Source organism: Roseiflexus sp. RS-1, assembly GCF_000016665.1.
Taxonomy (GTDB): Bacteria; Chloroflexota; Chloroflexia; order Chloroflexales; family Roseiflexaceae; genus Roseiflexus.
The window spans coordinates 1,311,369-1,334,391 of sequence record NC_009523.1 but is presented as its reverse complement, the minus strand read 5'-3'; the positions used below and the strand labels follow the sequence as shown (position 1 = coordinate 1,334,391).

Here is a 23,023-nt window from a genome sequence, read left to right as displayed (position 1 = left end):
CTTCACTCAACGATCCAGGGCAATCCGGCGACTGCCGTGCTGCGCTGTTCCGGATCGGTATGCACATCGATGATCGCCGGCACTCCCGACTCGAAGGCGCGTCGAATGGCGGGCGCAATCTCCTCCGGTCGTTCGACACGTTCGCCATAGCCGCCGAGCGCCCGCGCCAGTTCGTCGTAACGGCGTGGTCCCAGATGCGTACCGATCACTGCCGCATCGCCCCACCGTCGCCGTTGTCCATCGCGCGTCTCACCCCACCCTTCGTCGTTGGCGATCACCACGATAATCGGCAGCTGGTGGCGCACTGCAGTATCGAACTCCAGTCCACATAGCCCAAAAGCGCCATCACCCATGATCGCCACCACCGGGCTGTCGGGATGTGCCAGTCTGGCGCCGATGGCAAAACCCAATCCCACCCCGATATGTCCGGTGCTGCCCACCCACGTCACCCCACCAGGAACGGTGGCATCGAGATACTGAATCGCAAACGCCGCGCTGTAACCGCCGTCCACCACTTTGATCGCCTCACGCGGCAGGCATGTTGCCAGCGCCTGCATCAACTGGATCGAATGCATGGGGCGGTCGGACGGGCGGGCTGGAAGGTTTGCGGCAGCCGCAGTTTCCTGACGCATCATGGCAATGCTCCCGTGTGCCATGGGGGGCCACGCCGCTTCCATTGCCCACTCCCCGCCCGCCGCAACGAGGTCGTTGAGTTGTCGCAGCACCTGCGCCGCATCACCAATAATCCCAACATCGATCGGTCGCGTTTTGCCGATGCTTTCAGCGTGAATATCTACCTGAACGACGGGAGCGTCCAGGTTGAAGAGGGGAAAACGCCCGTATCCAATCGTCCAGTCGAGACGTGTCCCGATCACCAGGAAAGCGTCTGCCATCGCAGCTGGCGTGGGATAGAACCCGGCTGAAAGCGGGTGGTCATCGGGGATGATGCCGCGCGCCAGGTTGCGACTGAGCACAGGGATGCCGGTTGTCTCGACGAAGCGACGCAGTTCGTCGTCGCCGTGTGCCCACCAGACGCCGCTGCCGACGATCAGGAGCGGCCGTCGTGCGCGTCGAATCAGGTCAAGCGCCCGGCGCACCAGTGCCGGATCTCCTGCTGGTCCCGTCGTCACACGATAGTTGCGTGGAAAGGTCACGGCATCTTCGTCCACCATCGCCTGCATCACTTCCAGCGGAAAGTCGAGAAACGTCGGACCGGGGCGGCCCGTTGTTGCGTGACGCAACGCAGCGGCGGTGTATTCCGGCAACCGTTTCACATCGAAACATGTGCGCTGCCATTTGGTGACCGGGCGCAACAGTCGAAGTTGATCGATCGCCTGCATGACACCGATGTCGCGCCCTGCCAGCGACCCCTGGGCACAGGCAATAATCAGCGGAACCTGCGCCTCATATGCGACTTCAATTCCGGCGATAGCGTTGACCAGACCTGGTGCGGCATCGACGGTGAGCAGCGCCGGTCGGCGGGTAAAGCGAGCGAAGGCATCCGCCATATGCGCGGCGTGCATCTCGTTGCGCACGTCGATAACACGGATGCCCTCTTCGCGGCAGGCATTGACCAGCTGGTAGTTATGTCCGCCAACGATGGTGAAGGCATGCGTCACCCCCGCTTCGCGCAGCGTGCGTACCACCAGTCGTCCGCCATCGACGCGCCCGCGCGGCATGGCAGGTCGCGCGACATCTTCGCTGGTCATACGATAGATGAATGTGACGAACTCTTCGTGCGACATCCGCTGACGCAAACCGGGCAGCGCGGTGCGGTCGGGCGGACCGACGCGGCGGCGCAGCGGCGGCGGATCGGCATCGGCAACCTCGATGATCGCATCGACCACGTCCTGCGGATCACTGCTCTGCTCCCAGGCAGCGGCGAGCGCGTCCGCCATGCGGGTGGCACGGGCATAGTACGGGCTGTCAGGACGGATCGCGGCTCTGGCAGCGGTGATCGTACTGGCGGGCATGTCGGTTTTGAACATGCCGCATGGCTGGATGACCGATACACGGATGCCGAAGGGGGTTACTTCCTGATAGAGACAGTCGGAGAAACCTTCGACGGCATGCTTGGTGGCGGTGTAGACGCCCTGGAAGGGAAATCCCACGACGCCGCTGTCCGACGAGATATTGATAATATACCCGCCACCAGATGCGCGCATATGAGGAAGAACCGCCTGCGTCACGATCATCATACCAATGATATTCACATCGAAGAGGCGGCGAATATCGTCCACTCGTGCTTCCTCCAGCGGTCCGCCGTGTCCGAGACCAGCGTTGTTGACCAGCACATCGATACGCTCGAAGCGCGCCACCGCCATCTCAACAGCGCGACGGACGGCATCCGGGTCGGTGACATCCATCGCCAGACGCAGCAAGCGCGCAGGATCGTCGGTGTGCAGATGCGCCAGCGCGTCAACAGCGCGGTCGGTAGCGACGACGCGCTCCCCGCGATCGATCACTTGCTGTGCCAGGCGGGCGCCAAAGCCGGTCGCGCAACCGGTGATGAGCCAGGTGCGCTGCGGATAGGTTGTTCGATTCATGGTCTTCCCCTTCGGTCTCAACTGAACCGAAACGATATCTTCAGTACAGATTGTTGAAAAAGTCGATCACAATCTCATTTGCTACGGCATCCGGCAACGCATCGAGGACATCGTTGATCAGCGCCATCTCCTGCGGCAAGGCGCCCGGTCGCAAACCGATTGCCGCCATCAGTTCCATGATCGTTGCTGGAGATGGATCGCGCGCAATTGCAGAAACAAGTGTCTGGATGAGCGTCGGATCGGTTGGCGGCGCCTGGCGCACCTCTTCCACGCAGGCGGCGAGATCGGCGAGCAGCGCCTCGACGTTGTGTGCAACGCCATACGTGACGGAGACGTGCAGATTGCGCGGCGAAAGCGGCGTCGAAAACTGCGGCTGAAGATACCACCCGCGCCGACGCAACGCATCAGCCAGATGAAACACATTGATGTTGTTCGAGGCGAAGGAAAACATGCTCATGGCTGGCTGCCCCAGCACAAACAACCCGTCAATCGCGTTGATGCCGGCGATCAACCGCTCTGTCGCCGCCTGCACCGTCGCTACGATCTCCCGGTACCCCGCTTCACCCAGGTGGTGCAGGATCGCCCACGCACCGGCAATCGGTCCAGCCGACCGCGAACTGAGAACCGTCGGGTTGATGAGGGTATAGCCGGTTGTGTCGGTCGAAGCAAACATCTGATACCGCCGCAGGGCGCGGTCGCGGTAGAGGATAAGCGAAGCGCCCTTGGCGGAATATCCGTATTTGTGCATGTCCACAGAGAGGGATGTGACGCCGGGAATGCTGAAATCGAAGGGAGGAACCGCATATCCGAGTTTCCGCAAAAAGGAGAGATAGATGCCGCCAACACACGCATCGACGTGGCAGAGGAGTCCATACTCCCGCGCCAGCGACGCAATTGCGGGAACGGGATCGATAACGCCCTGCGAATAGCATGGCGCCGACGCCACGAGCAGGATTGTGTTATCGGTGATTGCCGCGCGCATTGCTGCCACATCCGCCTCGAATGTCGCCGGATCGAACGCGACGACCACCGGTTTGACGCCGAAGTAGTGCGCCGCTTTGTGAAATGCTGCGTGTGCCGTCCGCGACAGCACCATTTCCGGTTGCGCGATATGGGGTCGGTGAGCGCGCGCCCAATCGCGGGCAGCCTTAACCGCCAGCAGAATACTCTCCGTGCCACCGCCGGTCACATTGCCGGCAACCTGTTCATCGCCCTGGAGCAGACCGGCGATCATGCGCACCACGTCGCGCTCCAGTTGTGCGATGCTGGGGAATATCGTCGGGTCGAGACAGTTTTCGGCGAGATAGAGCATATAAGCGTCTCTAACCACTGCCGCTGCTGTTTCGTGGGGTTGATAGATATACGCAAAGACGCGACCAGACTGCCAGTCCATGTCGTGCGCCTTGAACCTGCGCAGTGTTGCCATGATTTCGTCCGGCGTCATGCTGATCGGCGGAATAGTCACGGTGAACTCCTTTCAAGGGCGAGGTTGCGCCCGACGGCGCGTTCGAGCGGATATTTCCACATGAAGAAAGCGATCAGCAGCGCAGCAATGATGGGTGTGACACCGATCAGGAAACGCACCCCCCATGCAGCGCTTTCCGGTTGAACCTCGCTGCCGGCAACATACCCCGACAGTGAGAGCACGGTAGCGAAGAGCACGCCCTGGGCTGAAAACGCCAGTTTGGTGATCCCGCCGTTGATGCCGAAGAAGATGCCCTCGCGCCGGTACCCATGCCGCGCTGCGTCGTCATCGATAACTTCGGAGATCAGCGGGAACGGCATGATCATTGAACCCGCCAGACCTGGCACAACCAGCAGCGTGCCGATCAGTCCGGTAGTGAAGTCGGTGGCGAGAATCATCGCAAGAAAACCGGGGATGAAACAAAAACTGGTGATAATCCACGACCGGCGCGGACCGATCCGCGCTACGAGCGGTCGCCAGGCGAGCAGCGCCGGGATGGTCAGTAAGATCGGGACGCCGAGCAGGATGGCTTCGGCATCGCCGCCGCTCAGATTGATACCGAAGACCTCGATCTGCCCCTGGATGCCAAGAGCATATTTGCGCCAGAAAGGAAGCATGGCTGCCAGCACGAGCCAGATATATTCTTTGGCGATGTTGGCGCCGATGAACCAGCGGAAGGGAATGCTGGAGAGCGCAATGCGCAGCGATGCGATCAATCCAACGTGGTCGTCCTTGATCTTCGAGAGATCTTCACGAACGCCGACCATCGAGATCAGGTATCCTGCCGCCACCAGTATTCCCATAATGGCGCCCATCCAGATATAGCCGACCCCCTCGGCGAGGATCGGCGCGAGAATGAAGGCGAGCAGAAGCGCAATGGTTGCCAGCACCTCGCGCACGGCGGAAAGGTCGATGCGCGCGCGCAGGTGCGGTGCCACCTCTGGAAAGAGGGCGTTGTAGGCGATGATCGTCAGGCTATAGAGGGTATCGAAGATGAAGAGAATAACCAGGAAATACGCCGCAAGCATCCACGGCGACTGACCGGGCGGCGTCCACAGGAAAAAGAAGGAGAGTCCGAGAGGGACGGCGCCGAAGAGCACATACGGTACGCGCCGTCCCATCGATGTGCGGGTACGGTCGGAGAGTTGCCCCATCAGTGGATCGTTGATGGCATTCCACAGCCCATAGATCGTCCAGATGACCCCTGCCGCAGCAGCGTTCAATCCCAAAACATCGACATAGTAGAACTGAATGCGGTTCCCGAAGACCTGATAGGCGATGGTGTTGGCGAAGTTTCCCATCGAATACGTGATGTAGCGGAACAATCTTCCCATCCCTGTTCCTCCTTGAACTGTCCGGTCAGCGATCGGCTGGTGATCATGGCTCGCCATGCTCCTCCGGCAAGCCGAGCATACGCGCGGTATAGGCGTGCAGGAACCGTTTGAATGCCGCTATCTGTTCGGGATGCAAGGGATCGACGCGAGCGCCGCTTGCGTCGAGCGGACTGCCAGCGAAGTAGCCGTAGAGTATCCAGATGAAACCGGTCAGCATCATGCGCAGATCGACGCCTGATGATCGGATCGTTCCTGCTGCCTGCGCCCGTTCCAGCAGATCGAGCGCCATATCGTACAGCGGCAGCGACACTTCCGCCTCGATTGCAGCCGGCGACTCGTCCTGTTCCAGCCAGCGACGCAGCCAGAGACGCGGCGTTTCCGGCTGTTCGATGGTCAGATCGACCAGCGCATCGACCAGGTCGTACAACCGCCGGAGAAACGTAGCGGGATGGGCAATATCATCGTCCGAGACATGCCGGGTGTGGGCTGCGATCACGGCATGCTCGCGTTCCGCCAATCGCCGGAATACCATCCGGTAGAGTTCTTGCTTGCTGCTGATGTGGTAATGGATCGTCGCAACATTCAACCCGACAGCCGCTGCCAGCGCGCGCATCGAAAGACCGTGGTAGCCGTGCTCTGCGAAGAGCGTCGCGGCAATAGCCACAATGCGATCAGCGGTTCCGCCGGTGTTGTCAGGCGTTGACACCATAGGGCAGGATCTGTGCGGCGACATTTCCCTGCCGGATTCCTGGCGCTGTGCAGGAAAAGGCGGAGAACAGGGAGTGTTCGTCGCAGTATTCAATCAATCGTTTGATGGAGTAAGCAGAGTATATGAGACATGCGCGGAATTGTCAAGGATCAGTTAATCAAAGTGGATCAGGCGACTGCTCGTGGTCTGCTCAGGCGCCGCCAAAAGTGCTATGCCGGAACAGGACTAAAGGGGAGATAGCAAAACGACGCCGGATATTCTATACTTCAAGCAACCCTTTCTTCCCTCCTTCGCCAGGGAGCTCCGGTCTATACCGGGGCTTTCTGGTTTAGAGCGTACTCTTCGTCCAGGTCGCATCAAACCATGCCGCGTGGTATCATACGTATAGATATCTTTACATAGTGAGGTGGGCAATGAGCAGCACGACGGTAGAGACGGCACCGATTGTCTACCCCGACAGCGACGGGATGCCGATGGCGGATAACACGCAACAGTTTCGTGCAATCGTGACCATCCAGGGCAACCTCGACGCGCTGTTCCGCGACCGCGATGATGTGTTTGTGGCGGGCGACCTGCTGTGGTATCCGGTGGAGGGGCGTCCCGACATCCGGCGCGCGCCGGACGTGCTGGTGGCGTTCGGGCGACCGAAGGGCGACCGCGGCTCGTACCGGCAGTGGGAAGAGGGGGGGATTGCGCCGCAGGTGGTGTTCGAGGTGCTGTCGCCGGGGAACACGCTGACCGAGATTGCGGCGAAGTTCGAGTTCTACGACACGTATGGGGTGGAAGAGTACTATGTGTACGACCCGGAGCGGGGCGAGATGACGGGATGGCGCCAGGCGGCAGGGCGGTTGCGGGTCATCGAGGAGATCGACGGGTGGGTCAGCCCGCGCCTGGGGGTGCGGTTCCGGCGCGAAGGGGGCGACGTGCGGCTGTATCTGCCGGACGGGCGCCCGTTTATGAGTTTTGTGGAACTGCAAGCACAACTGGAGCAGGAGCGGCAGCGCGCCGAGGCGGAGCGGCAGCGGGCGGAGGCGGAGCGACAGCGGGCGGAAGAAGCGCGACAGCGCGCCGAAGCGGAAGCGGCAGCGCGAGTAGCAGCGCAGGCGCAGGCGGAAGAAGCGCGGCAGCGGGCGGAGCGTCTGGCGGCGCGGCTGCGGGCGCTCGGCATCGATCCTGAGTCCGAAACGTCGTAGCGCGCTCTGTTTCAGGAGAAAACCCGTCAGCAGGCAGATAGATCCCCTCCAGAGAGCAAGAGAGCACAGGACGAACTCCTGTGCTCTCCTGTTGTTTCTGAAGGTTTCCCTACCGCACGATGAGCGGCAGCATCACAGTATACCCGCCGCCCGTCGTTGATGCGAGAGTCGCCGGTCCGTAGATGTGCGTCGAGCCATCGACGGTCTCTTCGATCAACCAGTAGGTGTAGCGTGTTCCCGGCGCGGCTGTCGTGTCGTTCCACTCGTATGCCGCACCGCTGCTGACGCTGCCCCTCGCCGGGATCAGGCGATCGGTGATCCGCACGGCATCACTGCGGCTGCCGGTTGCGCTGCGTTCCAGGTAGAAGCCGCGCGTTCCGTACTCCGCAGCCGTCTCCCAGCGCACGACGACGCCCTGTGCGCCGCGTTCGGCGCTGAAGCGCGTCAACTGGATGGCGGTCGGTGAGATTGGCGACAGCCCCATGAACCAGGTCGGGTCGATCTGCCCTGGCGTCAGGGTGAAGATCGGCGTCAGACCGGTTGCCGGGTCCGCGTCACTGTCGGTGCTGCGGTCGTTCCCCTGCCGGAAGGGGCTGACGTAGTAGCCGGATGGGACGCTGAACGCGATCCGGTACTCGCCCGGTTCGACATCGGTGAACATGAAGTAGCCATTTGCATCGGTCATCTGTGTGGCGACGACCGTTCCATCGCTGCGTAGCAAGCGTACCTCGATGCCACCGATCCCCGGTTCATCCGCCTCGCGGATGCCGTCCAGGTCGCGGTCGAGCCAGACCAGGCTTCCAACCGATGCCAGTTGATACAGACCGATGTCGATGTCGCGGCGATCCTCGCCGATGGCAAGTGTGATCGGGTTACTGCGCCGGGTCGCCCGATCAATGTCGGAGTCGAGCGCCGAATCGCTTCCTGCTCCACGCGGGCTGATGCTGCGCCCCGGCGTCGCGCCAACCCCCACGGTGTACGTCCCGGCGGGCAGGTTATCGAACAGATAATTGCCGTTCAGGTCGGTCGTCGTGGTGATCAGCAGCGTGCCGGTCGAGTCGTAGAGTGCGACAACAATGCCGCTGACTCCCGTTTCTCCGGCGTCCTGGATGCCGTTGGCGTTGGCGTCGTTCCACACGCGGTCGCCGATGCTGGCGGTTCCACGGTAGCCGAAGTCGACGTCGGTGCGCGCCTGACCGCTACTGAGCGTCACGCCGGTAACAACGCCAGGCGTCCCGACGCCGTCCAGATCGTAGGTGGCGCTGACCCCGTCGGGGAGGGTTGAAGCGTCCACCCGCACGGTGTACGTTCCGGCGAGCAGCCCGCCGATCAGATAGTTGCCGCTCGCATCGGTGGCGTCAAACGGCTCATCGGCATCACGCACGCCGTTGCCATTCAGGTCCAGGTAGACGATAACGCCGCTCAGACCTGGCTCACCGGCGTCCTGCACGCCATCGCCGTTGCGGTCGAGCCACACGCGGTCGCCGATGCTGGCGGTTCCACGGTAGCCGAAGTCCACGTCGGTGCGGGTCGCGCCTGCCGCCAGCGATGCAGTTGCCGCATGCGGCGTTACGGTTGCGCCATCCAGGTCGTAGGTCTGGCCGACGCCTCCCGGCAGCGTGGTCGTATCCACGCGCACGGTGTACGTTCCGCCCGGCAGATTGCCGAAGAAGTACTGACCGAGCGCGTTGGTGGTGGTCACCGGCTCGCCTGCATCAAGCACACCATCGTTGTTCAGGTCGAGATACACCTGCACGCCGCCAATCCCCGACTCACCAGGGTCCTGTGCGCCGTCGCCGTTGCGGTCGAGCCACACGCGGTCACCCAACCCTGCGTCAGCCAGTTCCCCAAAGTTGTAGTTGATGCCGTCGGTTCCTGCTGACAGTGTGATGTTGCCGATCACGTCGTTGCTGACGAGCATGCCGACGGGTGTTCCGTCAATCGTGCCGATGCTCTCCAGCCCATCGCTATAGATCAGCGGCTGCGTCTCGCTAATGGTGTAGGTTCCCGCCAACAGGTTCTCGAAGCGGTAACTGCCATCCGCCAGGGTCAACGTCGTAAGAGTCACGGATACGCCGTTGACGTCAGTTCCGGTCAGCGTGACCGTCACGCCGCCAATGCCGCTTTCACCCGCATCGAACACACCATTGTTGTTGCTGTCCACATACACGTAGCCGCTCAGGGTGCTCACGGTCTCACCGAAGTTCTGATCGGTCAACCCTGTGAGCGGGACAGTCACGCTCAGGGTATTGGGGGTCGAACTGCCGTAGCCGGTTGGCTGCGTCTGCTCAATGACATAGGTGCCAGCTGGCAGGTTGTCAAAGATGTAGAAGCCGGTGATCGTCGTTGTGGTCGTCAGCAGCACACTGTTGCCCAGGAGATCGGTTCCCGACAGCGTGACGGTGACGCCGCCGAGTCGTCCGTTTTCACCACCGTCGAGCGTTCCGTCGCGGTCGGTGTCGATCCAGACGATGCCGCTGACGAAGGTTCCCCGTTCGCCGAAGTCGTAATTCACGGCATCGACCCCTGCGCCAAGCACGATGTTGCTGACCTGATCGTTAATCAGGTCGCCGCCTGCCGTCCCAGAGCGATCAATTCCGTCATTGTACGCGATTGGTTGCGTCTCGCTGACCGTGTAGGTCCCCGGACGCAGGGTGTCGAAGGTGTAGAACCCGGTGATGCTGGTCGTGGTCGTCAGCAGCACGCTGTTGCCCAGGTCGTCGGTTCCGGTCAGGGTGATGGTAACCCCGCCAATGCCCGGTTCGCCTGCATCAGGGATGCCGTCATTGTTGTCGTCGCGGTAGACCCGCCCCGACAGGCTCGCCGGACGCAGTTCGCCGAAGTTGTTGTTCAGGCTGGCAGCGCCGGAAGGCAGGGTGATGCTGGCGATCCGGTCGTTGAGCGTGGTGTCGCCGCCGAGGGTTCCCGCCGTGTCGCGTCCGTCGAGATAGCCGGACGGCTGGGTCTCGCTGACCGTGTAGGTCCCCGGACGCAGGTTGTCGAAGGCGTAGAAGCCGGTGATCGTGGTCGTGGTCGTCAGCAGCACGCCGTTGCCCAGGTCGTCGGTGCCGCTCAGGGTGATGGTGACGCCGGAGATGCCGCTTTCGCCCGTGTCGAACACGCCATCGTTGTCGTCGTCCTCGTACACGAACCCGGCGATGCGCGCCGCCAGCAGTTCGCCGAAGTTGTAGCCGGTCGCTGCAACGCCTGCGCTCAGGGTGACGTTGCCGATGACATCGTTGGTGATGACGCTTCCGCCCGCGCTGCCGACGCTCTCTGCGCCATCGAGATAGCCGGACGGCTGGGTCTCGCTGACCGTGTAGGTCCCCGGACGCAGGTTGGTGAAGGTGTAGACGCCGCTTGCATCGGTCGTCGTCGTCAGGGTGACCGTGTTGCCCAGGTCGTCGGTCCCGCTCAGCGTGATGGTGACGCCGGAGATGCCCGGCTCGCCCGCGTCGAGGCTGCCATTGTTGTTGTCGTCGCGGTAGACCCGTCCCGACAGGCTCGCCGGACGCAGTTCGCCGAAGTTGTTGTTCAGGCTGGCAACGCCGGAAGGCAGGGTGATGCTGGCGATCCGGTCGTTGAGCGTGGTGTCGCCGCCGAGGGTTCCTGCCGTGTCGCGCCCGTCGAGATAGCCGGTCGGCTGAGTCTCGCTGACCGTGTAGGTTCCCGGACGCAGGTTGTCGAAGGCGTAGAAGCCGGTCACGGTGGTCGTGGTCGTCAGCAGCACGCTGTTGCCCAGGTCGTCGGTCCCGCTCAGGGTGATGGTGACGCCGGAGATGCCGCTTTCGCCCGTGTCGAACACGCCATCGTTGTCGTCGTCCTCGTACCCGAACCCGGCGATGCGCGCGGGCAGCAGTTCGCCAAAGTTGTTGTTCTCCCCGTTGGTCGAGGCGTCAACTGGCAGAACAATGTTGCTCAACACATCGTTGCCGGTCGTGCCGCCCTGTGTGCCAATGGTGTCTCGTCCATCCAGGTAACCGGCTGGCTGGGTTTCCGCCAGCGTGTAGGTTCCCGGACGCAGGTTGTCAAAGCGGTAGAAGCCAGTGATCGTAGTCGTGGTCGTCAGCAACACGCTGTTGCCCAGATGATCGGTTCCCGACAGCGTGATGGTCACGCCGCCGATGCCGCTTTCGCCCGTGTCGAAGATGCCGTCGTTGTCGGCATCGACATACACGAAGCCGCTCAGACTGTTGCTGCGGATGGTCATGGTGTCGGACGAGTCGACCGGCGTCTGCACCCGCTCCGTCGGATCATCGCCTGGCAGACTGGTCGAACGCGCCATGCGCGCCGTGTTGACAATCGTCGCGCCGGGCGTCACTGTACCGGTCAGGTTGACGCGGAAGGTGAAGGTCACCGTCGCGCCAGCCGGGATCGGTCCGCCCTCGTAGCGCACCTCGCTACCGGTGCGCGATGGGGTGAACGTCGCCGGATAGTCGCTTCCCGCTGCGCCGAAGGTCGTGGTTGCAGCGTCGAAATCGGGTGGCAGCGTGTCGGTAATGACAACATCGAAGGCATCCGATGTGCCAGTGTTTGTCACCGTCAGCGTGATCGTGATCGGATCACCCGCATTTGCAACAGTCTGAACGATATTCTTGGTGATCGTCAGCTGCGGTTCGACGACGCGCACCGTTTCGGTATCGGTGAACGTTCGCGTGATGTTCGAGCCGTCGGTGTAGCGCATCGCTGCGGTGTTCGTCAGGGTGGTCTGCCCCGGCGGGATCAGCCCGACCATCCCCGGTTCGTCGAGCGCCCGCACGCGCACTACGACCAGGAAGCGGTTGTTCGCCGCATTGTTGTCGCCCGTCACCACAACGTCGCTATCGAACGTCAGGGTGACATCATCGCCGCTGCCCGCGCCGCCGGTCACGGTGATCGACGGAACGGTTCCGACGAAGTCCTGCGTCAGCAGTCCGCCGCTCTGCGCTGCGTCGGTGATGACCGTGAACCCTTCATAGTCGAGACCCGCAGGCAGATCGTCGGTCAACACCAGGTTGCGGATCGTGCCTTCCGGCAGATCGACGATCAGGGTATAACTGATGATCTCGCCGATGGTGATGTCCTCGCCGCTCGTATGTGGTGCGCTGGTGGCGAAGAGCTCCTTGCTGAACGCGCCCTGCCCGGTGGAAAGCGTCACGCTGCTGCTGGCGCTGCGGCTGCGCTCGCGGTCGGTTCCATCGCTGACGCCGGTCGTGTCCGGGCTGAGGTCCTGGTTCAGACCGGGCAGACTGGTGGAGGTCAGAGCGACGGTATTGGTGATCGTCTCGCCGGGCTGTACGCTTTGCCGCAACACGCCGGTGATCGTCACCGTGACGGTTGCGTTGAGCGGCAGCGTAAACGGTGTCGTGGTCGTCAGCGTGTTGCTCGTGACGCCAAAGTTGCCGGTAATATCACCATCAACCGAGTGCGTGGCATTCACCTGTGCAATCGTGATCGGCGCCGTGAGCGATGAGCCGATCGTTGCTGGCAGCGCATCAGTGATCGCCACGTCGAAGGCATCCGCCAGGCTGCGCGCCGTATGGCTCAGGGTGATCGTGTAGGTCACCGGGTCGCCGGCATCGCCGCTGGTCGGAGCGACCGACTTGGCAATCGCCAGTTCCGGCTCGACGACGGTGACGGTTGCGCCGTTGGGATCGATCAACAGGTCGACCGGCGGTTGCGGCGTCGAGGGCACATCGAATTGCCCGCTGTTCGTCAGTGTTGTCTGGCTGCCGGTGAAGCCGGTGTTGCCGGGCACATCGAGCACGACCGCCTGGTAGCGGATGAAGAACGTATTGTTGCGGGTGTCGTTGTCGCCCGGCAACGTGATCTGATCAAACGTGAAGCGCACGTCGGTTCCGTTGAGGAATTGCAGGCTGCCAATCGGCGTGACCGCCGGATCGGTCGGATCGCTGAAGACGCCGTTGAAGGCGAGCGTGCCAGCGCCCGCCGGATGCCCGCCGCTGAGCGCCGGGTCACCCGTGGCAAGCGTGCCGGTCACAAGCGTGGCGCTGCCCGGCAGGTACGCCATGCCTGCTGGAAGCGTATCGGTGATGACCAGCCCGCTCGTGACGCCTTCCGGCAGACTGACCGCCAGGCGGTAGGTGACGATCTCACCGATGGTGACATTCGTGCCACTCGTCGAAGGCGCCACCCCTTCGATCACCGACTTCGAGACGACCACCGGCGCAATGGCGGTGGTTGTCACCGATGAGATGAGACCGTAATTGTTGAGTTGCGTGTTGTCCAGGTTGCAGTTGCCGGGCAGACTGCTGCACTCCGGCGGGTTGGGAACACCGCTCCCATTGCGCTCATCAGGGTTGGCGCCGGGAGTGCTGCTCCAGAACATCGACGCACGGTTGGTAATGATCTGATCGGTCGTCACTGTGCTCGTCAGGTCGCCGGTGAAGGTGATGATCACCGTCGATCCGAGCGGCAGGGTGATCGGCGCAGTCGTGCGCAGGATGCGATCCGGTCCAACAGTTACGATCTCGAAGTCGGCGACGCTCACGGGCGCGCCTGTTGCGCTGACCGCGACAATCGTCGGGTTGATCAGTTCGGGCGCAATCGTGTCGCTGATCACCACATCGTAGGCGGTCATCTCGCTGCGCGGCGCGCTGTTCTCCAGACGGATCGTGTAAGTGATCGGGTCGCCGGCGTCGGCTGCCGCGCCGCTGACCGACTTCAGGATCGATGGCGTCGGCTCGACAACCGTCACCTGCGGCTCGGTCGGATCGCGCAGTGTCACATCCGCGCCGCTGTACCCATCGTTGTAGCGCAGCGCACCGCCGTTGGCGCGGGTTGCGCCGCTCTGGTTCGCCGTTGTGTTCGTCACAATCAGGCGCACGCGGATGATGAAGGCATTGTTGTTCGGGTTGTTGTCATCATCAACCGTGACATTCCCGAACGTGAACAGCGCGTCCACACCATCGTCGCCGAGCGTGCCTGTGCCGGAGACGGTCAGGGTCGGCGATGCAACCGCCGCCGGATTGCTGAAGTTGTCGGTGAGCAGACCGCCAGCAGAAGTAACGATCTGATAGCCGACGCCGTTGAACGACGTGTCGAAGCGCATCCCATCGGGAACGGCATCGACCACCCGCAGATTGTTGGTGGTTCCTTCGGGCATGGTGACGAGCAGGTCGTAGAGTACCGCTTCGCCAACGGTGACGCTGATGCCGGACGTGCCCGGCACGCTGGTGTCGTCATCGGAGATCGAACCACCCTGGAACTGCTTGTCGAAGGACGGTTGCGCCAGGCGGTTCAGCGCGATTGCGCCAACGCTGTAGTTGTTCCGAATGGTGTTGATCGATGGCGACGAGTTGTTGATCGGGTTGGGCACGTCGCCGCCGGTGCGCTCCCCGTTCTGCGTTCCGGCAGTTCCGGCTGCGACGCTCGATCCGGTGGGGTTGGCGATTGTGCCGCGCTCGCCGGGGAGACTGGTGTACTGCACCCGCGCCGTATTGGTGATCTGCGCGCCGGCGACCGTTCCCGCAACCACGCGCACCGTCGCCGTGACGACCACATCGGTTCTGCCGGAGGTAATGTCCTGGACTGAGTCGAGCCGGTCGAGCGTGTAACTGATCACCCCGCCGACACCCAGAGTTGAACCATTGGTCGCCGTCGTCCCCGTCGGCGCGTCGATCTGCACGCCGAGGAGTTCAAGGGTCGGCGGCAACTGGTCGTAGACAGTCACATCGAAGGCGGTCACCTGATCGACCAGCACGAATGTCAGTGAGGTTGTGATCGGTGTTCCAGAGGGCGCCCCTGAGACCGCGAACGTGCGCCCGGCGTTGATCGTTCCGCCGGTGACGTACACCTGCGTGCCGTCAATCGCTTCCGGGCGAGAGTCGAATTCAGCCACCCGTTCGAGGTTCATGGTCGATCCGCTGAAACCGGTCACGCGGTAGATGCCGTTCTGGCTTTGGGTCGTCTGGTTTTTGACGAGAATGCGTGTGCCGACCGGGAAGTTGGTTGCGTTGACCGTTACTCCGTCGATGACGGTTGCCGTTGTGCTGAGCGTGCCGCGTCCGAGCGTTCCGCCGGTCGCGTCGAACGTTCCGCCGCCCAGATTGCCGGTCGTTGCGACTGCGACCGTCAGCGCCGGATCGACGTCGCGCCAGAGGATCGGTCCGGCGTTGATCGACGACGGCAACGGCTCATCCAGGTAGTAGGTTCTGCCTGCCAGCGAGCCTTCCTGAACGATCACGCGGTAGCCGATCGCCAGTTCAGCGTTGCTGTCCAGGTCGGTAGCGCGATCCCAGGTGCGCGCGCCGGTGAACGGGTCGATGAAGACCAGCGTATAGACGCCGTTCTGCGCCGGGTTCGCCTGGCTGCGCACCAGGATGCGGTCACCGACATTCAACGTCACGCCATCGACGGTTGCGGGCGCATTGGTGAACTGACCGGTTCCGCCGAAGCCGCCAGTCGGATTGAACCCGGCGATGTTGCCGGTCGTGGCAACGCGCACCGGCACAGCCGGCGAGGAGGGCCATGCGACGCCGTTGGCGAAGCGCAGCGTGTAAGTGAACACGTCACCAGCGTCTGCCGGAGGCGCGCCGCTGATCGTCTTGCTCAGATTGTTGATCTGCGGCTCGACGACGGTGACGCGATTGACATCGTTGGTCACAGACGTCGTGCCAACCTGGATGCCGCTGCGGAGGTAGCGGAAATCGTTGTTCAGTTGCCTGCCGCTCTGGTTACCATCGCTGAATGTATTGAGCACCTGAGCATTGAACTCGACAACCACAAACTCCAGATCATCGTCGTTATCGTTGTTCACGACGTTCCCCAGGCGGAAGTACACATCACTCCCGTCGTTGAACGTGTCGGTGTCAGTAGTAACGGTGCTGGTGTTGGAAACATTGCCGTCAAATGCCGTTCCTTCGCCGATTGCCAGCCCGTTGCCGCTTCCGACTGCCAGGCTCAACCCGATGACGCTATCCTGGTTGCCGGTGATATTCAATCCTGCGCCGCTGAGCGCGGGAACCTGCGCACCAGCGCTTGTCGAAGTGATGACGCCGCTATTGCTGACAAACGCCACGCGCACGGTATCGTCGTTGATGAAGCGCATGCCGAAGGGAATGCGGTCGTGCAGTTGCAGGTTCGGCGATGTGCCTTCGGGAATGGTGGCGATCAGCCGGTAACGCACAATCTCGCCCGGCACGGCCGCATTGCCGAACGCGATGACCGCATCGATGTCGATGGCGAACTGAGCCGTGCCATTGTCGCCGCGGATTTCGAGCCGGGTGATGTTGCGCAGGTTGAGACCCGGTGTTGTACCGGCGGCGATGGTTGTGCTGTTGGGTCCGATCAGGCTCTGTGGCACGAGCGTGAATGTCGAGAAGTTGAAACTGCTCGCAGGGAAGCGCCAGCGCCAGTTGGTGCCGTCGGCGTCCTGGAGATGCACATCGATGTTGTCGGCGCCGTTCCCGGCGACCAGGCGTGCCGAAAGCGCCAGCGCCGTGTGATTGGAGAGGTCAACCGGCGAAGCGAAGGTGATGTACCCCCCGCCACTTTCGGTTGCACTTCCTGAGATGCGCACAAAGGTCGGGTATGTGAAGACGTTTGTATTCCAGGAACCTGTCAAGCCGTCAAACCCAGTGTTCGTGAAATCCGCCAGCACCAGCGGGTCGGCAGTGTGCGCTTCGGACGTGGCGACGATCCGCTTCGCCAGCGTCGGTGCAACGATGGTGACCGTCGCCGTGTCGCTGCCGGCATAGTCGTTGATCCCGCCAGAACCGTTGCGCTCGCCGGTGGCGCTGCCGCCGGAACCCGCCGTTGAGCCGAAGAAGCCGCCGGTGCCGCTGCTCCCCGGCAAACTGGTGTAGGTCAGCGTTGCAGTGTTGGTGATCGTCTGCCCCGGAATGACCGACACATTCAGCGTCGCCTGGTAGGTGACGGTCACACTGCACCCCGGCGGCACGCTCCCGACGGTGACATCGACCGTGTTCCCGGCGCTGCTGTTGGTGATGCCGGTGGCGCAGGAAGATGTGACTGCGACACTCCCGGTGATCAGGGTCATATCTGTGGGCAGGACATCGAGGAGACGCACATCGAAGGCGTCGGTCACTGTCACGCCAGTCGCGTTCGTGTAGGTGACCGTGTAGGTGATCACATCGAACGCATCGCCCGATGTCGGCGTCGCAATTTTGTTATTTGTCGCGACGTTGAAGGGAATGTTCGGTTCAACCACCGTCACCGTCACCTCTGGCGACGGAGCGGTCTCGAATGCGCCGAAGCCGGGCGGATTCATGCGCGCAACGACGGTGTTGGAACGCACATTGCCGGCATCGTTCGGGTCAAACGTGTCATTATCGACGATTGCGTTGAACTCAACAACGATAAACTCTTCACCCGGATCATTGTCGTTGTTCGACAGATTACCGAAGCGGAAGAACACGTCCGTTCCGCTGGCGTAGACATCCTGATTGACCGTTTCGTTGCTGGAAATGTTGCTGTCTCCAAAGGTGCAGTTAATGCTCGATGAGAGAAGGGTTGCTGGATTCAGCACATCCGCCAGCGTCGTTACCCCAGCCGGGCTGATTGCCGGGCACGATACCGGTGCAACATCGTAGACGCCTGCGGTCGTGATGTTGTTATCGGCGATGAAGACGAACCGCGCCGAGCCATCGTTGAGGAAGGTCAAACCTGGCGGGAGTCGATCAACCAGCGAGAAGGCATAGACCGAGGCTTCCGGTCCGCCAATGGCAATGCGGAAGCGCACAATTTCACCGATGGCAACGTTGCTGCCGGAGGTGTGCGCTTCAGAGGTGGCGATCAGCGCCTTGCCCGGCGTCACCGTCGGCACGATGAAGGCAACCGAGCCGGTGGCGGCATAATCGTTCAACGCGCCGCCGGGTCCATCATCGCCGGTGCGCTCGGTCGAAGCAGCGTTGTGCGTCGAACGCTGCCCTGGAGTCCCGTCGAGCGATGTCCAGCGCAGGAAGGCGGTATTCGTGATTGCCGCGCCGGGCATCGCCGCGTTGGAGAGCGTGCCGCGCACGGTGATCGTCACAACGCGACCGGGCGCAACGTCAACCGGCGTCGGGTTGCTGAGCGTCCAGGATGTCGCATTGCTGCCGGTCAGCGTGAAGTCGGCAGTAGTCAACGTACCGGCGCTATCGGTGACGCTCAGGATTGTCGGGGTGAGGATCAACGAGCCGCTGCCGAACGGATCGATCGGCAACGCATCGGTGAGCACCGCGTCGTATGCGGTTCCCTGGCTGCCAGCAGTATGGCTGAAGGTGATCGTGTAGTCGATCAGGTCACCGGCATCGTACACGCCGGGCGGGAGGGTCTTGGCGACGCCAAGGGTCGGCTCGATGATCGTGACATTGGCGGCTTCGACCGGCGTCAGCGCATATGAACCCTGACCGGAAACAACCCACGAGAACTCGACGCGGTTGTTGCGCTGCGCGCCGCTCTGGTTGGCGGACGTGTTCAGCACGATGGCGCGGTAGGTGATGACAATCGTTTCTTCGACGGTGTTGTCGCGATTGCTGTTGGTGATCGCGCCGAAATTGAAGGTGATGGTCTGTCCGCCTGCGCCGATCGTCGTGTTCGCCGGGGTTGCGCCGACCGTCGGCAGCCCGCCGCCGGTGAATGCGAGGGCCGGCGACGCGCTGACTCCCGTCACATCGACGAACGCCAGCCCCGCGTCGAGGGTGTCGGTGAGGGTGGCGTTCGACATGACCCCTTCGGGTACGGTGAGCGTCAGTGTGTACGTGATCAGTTCGCCGATGACTGCCTGCTGGCGGTTGTTGAACGAATCCTCGATTTCGGTAGCGGTCAGGGTCTTGGCAATGGTTGGGCGGCGGATGGTGACCTGCGCGGTGTCGAACGGATCGGGCTGATCATCCACCCCGCCGTCGCTGGTGGCGACATGGGTGAGGGTCGCCGTGTTGATAATCTGCCGGTTGGGTTCGACGTTATCGCCAAGGGTCACGTCATAGGTGATAATAACCGTATTTGAGCCATTCGTTACTGCGACGACATTGCTCGCCGGACCGGACGCGCCGCGACTGAGACCGCCGGGGCGATCATCGCGGGTTGGAGCGGTGGTGTTGCCCGCCGTGTAATTGTCCGCCAGCGTCACGCTGAAGACGCCGGTGAGCGGATTGTACACGGCGTAGTAATCGCTGACGCCGGCATCAGTCCAGGTGATCGGTGTGGTATTGAGGGTGATCGGTCCAGGCGTGCTGAAGGCGCGGTTGGCGTTGCTGCTCAGTCCGCCGAGCACCGCAACCCGGTAGCCGCCGGTCAGTTCGGCATCATCGTCGAAGTCGTCGGCGCGGGTGAGGGTCGCCTGATTGACGCCGGGAAAGACGCTCGTCACGACATAGATGCCATTCTGAGAAGCAACACTCTGGTCTTTCACCAGCACGCGGTCACCCACGTTCAATGTCACCCCGTCGATGATGCGCGGCGCATTGGTGAACTGACCGTTATTCGGCGACGTGGCATACGTTGCGCCGGTCAGTGGTGCGGTGGTCGCCACGCGCACCGTGCCGCTGACGACATCGCCGGTGAGCAGGGTTCCATCGCCGCGGCGCACGGCGAAATTCGCGGCAGCCAGCGTCGCCGGGCGGATGTAGTCGGCGGGAATAGTATCGGTGACAGTCACATCGTATGCGTCACCGCGCCCTTCGTTTTGCAGCACAATCGCATACCGCACCCGGTCACCGGCATCGGAGAGCAGTGACACATCGGACGAACCGATGGCGCTCGCCTGGGTTGCAGTATAGACCGGTGTCCCGCCGAAGGCGGTGGAACCGTCAGGCGGATTGAACGTCACCCCGCCGAGAGTCAGACCGACACCGTTGTACCCGACGATGCCCTTGTTGATCGTCACGTTCGGGCGAATAACTTCGAACATCACGATCTCGTCGAAGTACTGCGAACCGGCGTTGGTCGAAAACTCATTAACGCGCAGTTGGTTGGTCAGGAAGAGGTCATTCGCAAATGCGGCATCAGCAACGCGCAGGGTCACCAGCAGGTCGATCAACGACTCCCGTCGACCGCCGTCCACGTCGTCATGCCAGCCAAAGTTGAGGGTGAAACTGTTCCCGGCGGCATCGGTCGTGATGAACGGCGCCCACGTGATCGCATCGGTGTTGAAGGTGTTGAACGTGGGGTTCGACTGGCGGAAGTGCTGACCGGCATTGGTGGCGCCGGCAGTCACGCCGACGAGTGGACTGTTCGTGATTTCGCGCGCAGTGTCGAAGTCGGCGGCGCGGTTCCAGACGCCGCTTGCAGCATTCACAACCACATAGACGCCATTCTGTCGCGCATCGGTCTGATCCTTCACCAGCACCCGGTCACCGTTCGCCAGGGTGACGCCGTCGATGATGGAGGGCGCTCCGCTGAACGATCCAATGCCGGCAGGGTTGTAACCGGTCATATTGCCGGTGGTTGCGACGCGCACCGTGGTTGGCGGGTTGACCGTCGTCAGGTAGGTATCGCCAGGTCCACGGCTCACCATGTTCGCGCCGGGAACCGTGCCAGGCGCAGCGGAGGCGTCGAAGAAGAGTCGATCCGGCACAGGGAAGACCGGCAACGGCGGGAAGTCGATGAACTGGACATTCTCGAAACTGCTGATCGGCAGGCGATATGTCAACCGGTAGGTCACCAGATCGCCGGGCTGAACGGTCACCGGATCGCCGAGATTGGTCGTCTGCCCGTTGAGGGCGTAGATCGTCTTGTTTCGGTCGCCGATCGGCAGTTCGACGCTGGCGGCGGTATCATCGGTCGCCTGCCCGATAACCGTCGGCGTGGCATTGTTGATCGTGGTCGTATTGATCTGCTCGCCACGGATCTGCGGCACCGTATTCCTCAAAATATCCAGCTGGTCGACCGAGCGGTCGCCGGAGGGGAAATCATCGCTGAACTCGTCCTTGACTTCGGTGTAGAACGTAATGCGCCCTCTGGTTGGACCGAAGAGCGGCGGATTGTTGTTCTGGGGCGCACCGCCGGCATTCGGAATGTCGCCGCCGACCAGACGACCGCTCACGCCACGGGCGATCAGTTCACGCGAAATATCGAAGCGCACATACGTAGTGCCGCTCAGCGAGGGCGCCGGCGTCAGAATCGTGAACACTGGACCCGACGGCGGGCTGGTGGGATCGGAGAGTGGTGTGCCGCGAGTCGTGAAGCGTTGCTCGTATGTGATCACCCCCGTGCCGCTGAAGGGCGCAGCAGCGATAGTGGTGCGCGTGGGGGATGCACCGGTCACGTAAGCATTCTCGACCTGGAGCGTCGGAACGGTCGAGGTTATGCCTGATGTGCGCACAAACAGGCGCTGCCCATCGGAGATAATATCTTCGAGGTAGACATTCTGCACCGCGAAGTAGTCCGACACCTGGAAATCGATATCGTAGCGCAGCAGCGTCGAGCCGGGGATGATTGCACCGCCGGTAGGGTTCAGCGTGTTGCGGTCGACGGGTGTCACCGATTTCTGGGTTGCCAGGGAATGCTGCTGGAGCGTATGCGCATTGGGCGGCAGGGTGATCGTGATCGGCGTGGATGTGTCGCGGGTATCAATCGGCGTCCACGTTGCCGACGAACTGCCAGTATTGTTGGCGAATGTCGAGTCGGTTCCCTGCGGCACGGTTGGCGTCGCAGCGCTGGTATCGCGCGGGATGTAGAACTCGAACTCGAACGAGGCGTCAATTCCCCGGACGCCGGTTTTGTCGCCGAACGAATAGATCAGCGTACCGCCGGGCGCGGCAGGCGTGGCTGTGCCGGAGAGGTTCGCCGGTGTGAAGACCTCGGTGGGCATGCCTGGAGCATCGTAGCGGATCGCGCTCATCTGTGCGGCAGTATTGCCGGTGATACGCATGCTGTTCGCCAGCACGTCGGTGATCTGAAGGTTCGTCACGGGCTGGCCCTCGGCAATATCGACATCGAGGCGGTAGCGCCGCGGATAGTTGCGCCCGGTCGCAGTTTCGTCCTCAGGTCCCAGGTAGGTCTTCGTCAGCGTCCAGAGTGTCGGTGTGACATTAGCATCGGACGGCGTCGTCTGGCGGATGGGCGGATCGGCGCCGGGGTTGTCAAGCGGGTCGGCGCCGTAGCGGAAGCCAGCAACCGCCGTCACCGGCAGCGGCGTTCCCAGGTCTGCCAGATTGCTGATGCGAAGCGATACATCGATCGGCGCCGGCGGCTGCGTATTGGTGAAACTGCCGAACAGCAGGGTCAACACAACAATCGTATCGCCGTTCTGGAAGCGCGTTCCATAACCGGGAACCGACAGCGTCTGTCCGGTCAACGGATGGACATACGTCGGTCCGGTAATCGGGATCACTTCCATTCCCGGCAGCGGTTGCCCCAGATACGTCGCCCGCATACCGGTCGTCACCAGTCCATCGAAGGACGGAGCGCCATCAGGACCGGTGGTATCGAGAAACAGGTCGATGTAGGGACCGTAACCGGTCTGATCGCCCGTGCCGGTGCTGGCATTATCGAAGGTGACGGTCAGGGTCACCGTCTCGCCGATGAGACCGGTAGCATTGTTCACCGTTGCGACCGGCAGCGGATTGCCGCCGGCAAATACAGCGTTTGATGCGAGCAGACCCAGGCTCGCGGCCGTGACTGCAAGCACGAGAAACAATGACGCAAGGCGTGAACGGCGGTGCATGGCCAGGCTCCTTGTTGGACGAACATGTTTGGGTTGTACAAAGGGTAACAATCGGTTGCCCGATCATTGATGTTTTCTGCACAAAGTATATGAAGTCCCTGTAACCAGAACATAACAGAACAGGATCGAAACGATAGCGGATTTGATCGTGTACGATGAAGGGCGG

Annotated in this window: 6 protein-coding genes; 1 reads left to right on the top strand and 5 read right to left on the bottom strand. The window is 62.2% G+C overall.

The genetic code is table 11. The features are described from left to right. Nucleotides 1–2: 2 nt before the first annotated feature. The 4 genes from ROSERS_RS05520 to ROSERS_RS05505 are packed head-to-tail and all read right to left on the bottom strand — an operon-like array spanning nucleotide 3 to nucleotide 6,054. Nucleotides 3–2,546 carry an SDR family NAD(P)-dependent oxidoreductase gene (locus tag ROSERS_RS05520; RefSeq protein WP_011955835.1) on the bottom strand — a complete coding sequence of 848 codons (2,544 nt, stop codon included), beginning with the start codon at nucleotides 2,544–2,546 and terminating at the stop codon, nucleotides 3–5. 40 nt (nucleotides 2,547–2,586) lie between these two features. Then, on the bottom strand, nucleotides 2,587–4,011 hold the full coding sequence (locus ROSERS_RS05515) for a pyridoxal phosphate-dependent decarboxylase family protein (RefSeq protein WP_011955834.1): 1,425 nt from the start codon (nucleotides 4,009–4,011) through the stop codon (nucleotides 2,587–2,589). After that, nucleotides 4,008–5,345, bottom strand: coding sequence for an MFS transporter (locus ROSERS_RS05510; protein ID WP_011955833.1), 1,338 nt, complete (start codon nucleotides 5,343–5,345; stop codon nucleotides 4,008–4,010). Before ROSERS_RS05510 ends, ROSERS_RS05515 begins: the two co-directional genes overlap by 4 nt. Before the next feature lie 43 nt (nucleotides 5,346–5,388). Next, a complete protein-coding gene (locus ROSERS_RS05505) occupies nucleotides 5,389–6,054 on the bottom strand; it encodes a TetR/AcrR family transcriptional regulator (protein WP_041333098.1) in 666 nt (221 codons plus the stop codon). 413 nt (nucleotides 6,055–6,467) lie between these two features. Between ROSERS_RS05505 and ROSERS_RS05500 the strand changes: the two genes are divergently transcribed. Next, the gene (locus ROSERS_RS05500; RefSeq protein WP_011955831.1) at nucleotides 6,468–7,247 is read left to right on the top strand and encodes a Uma2 family endonuclease; all 780 of its coding nucleotides are present in this window, start codon (nucleotides 6,468–6,470) and stop codon (nucleotides 7,245–7,247) included. 109 nt (nucleotides 7,248–7,356) lie between these two features. Here the strand turns inward: ROSERS_RS05500 and ROSERS_RS05495 are convergent, their stop codons facing one another. Further along, nucleotides 7,357–22,857, bottom strand: a complete 15,501-nt coding sequence (locus ROSERS_RS05495) for an SdrD B-like domain-containing protein (RefSeq protein ID WP_011955830.1) — start codon at nucleotides 22,855–22,857, stop codon at nucleotides 7,357–7,359. Nucleotides 22,858–23,023 lie beyond the last annotated feature (166 nt).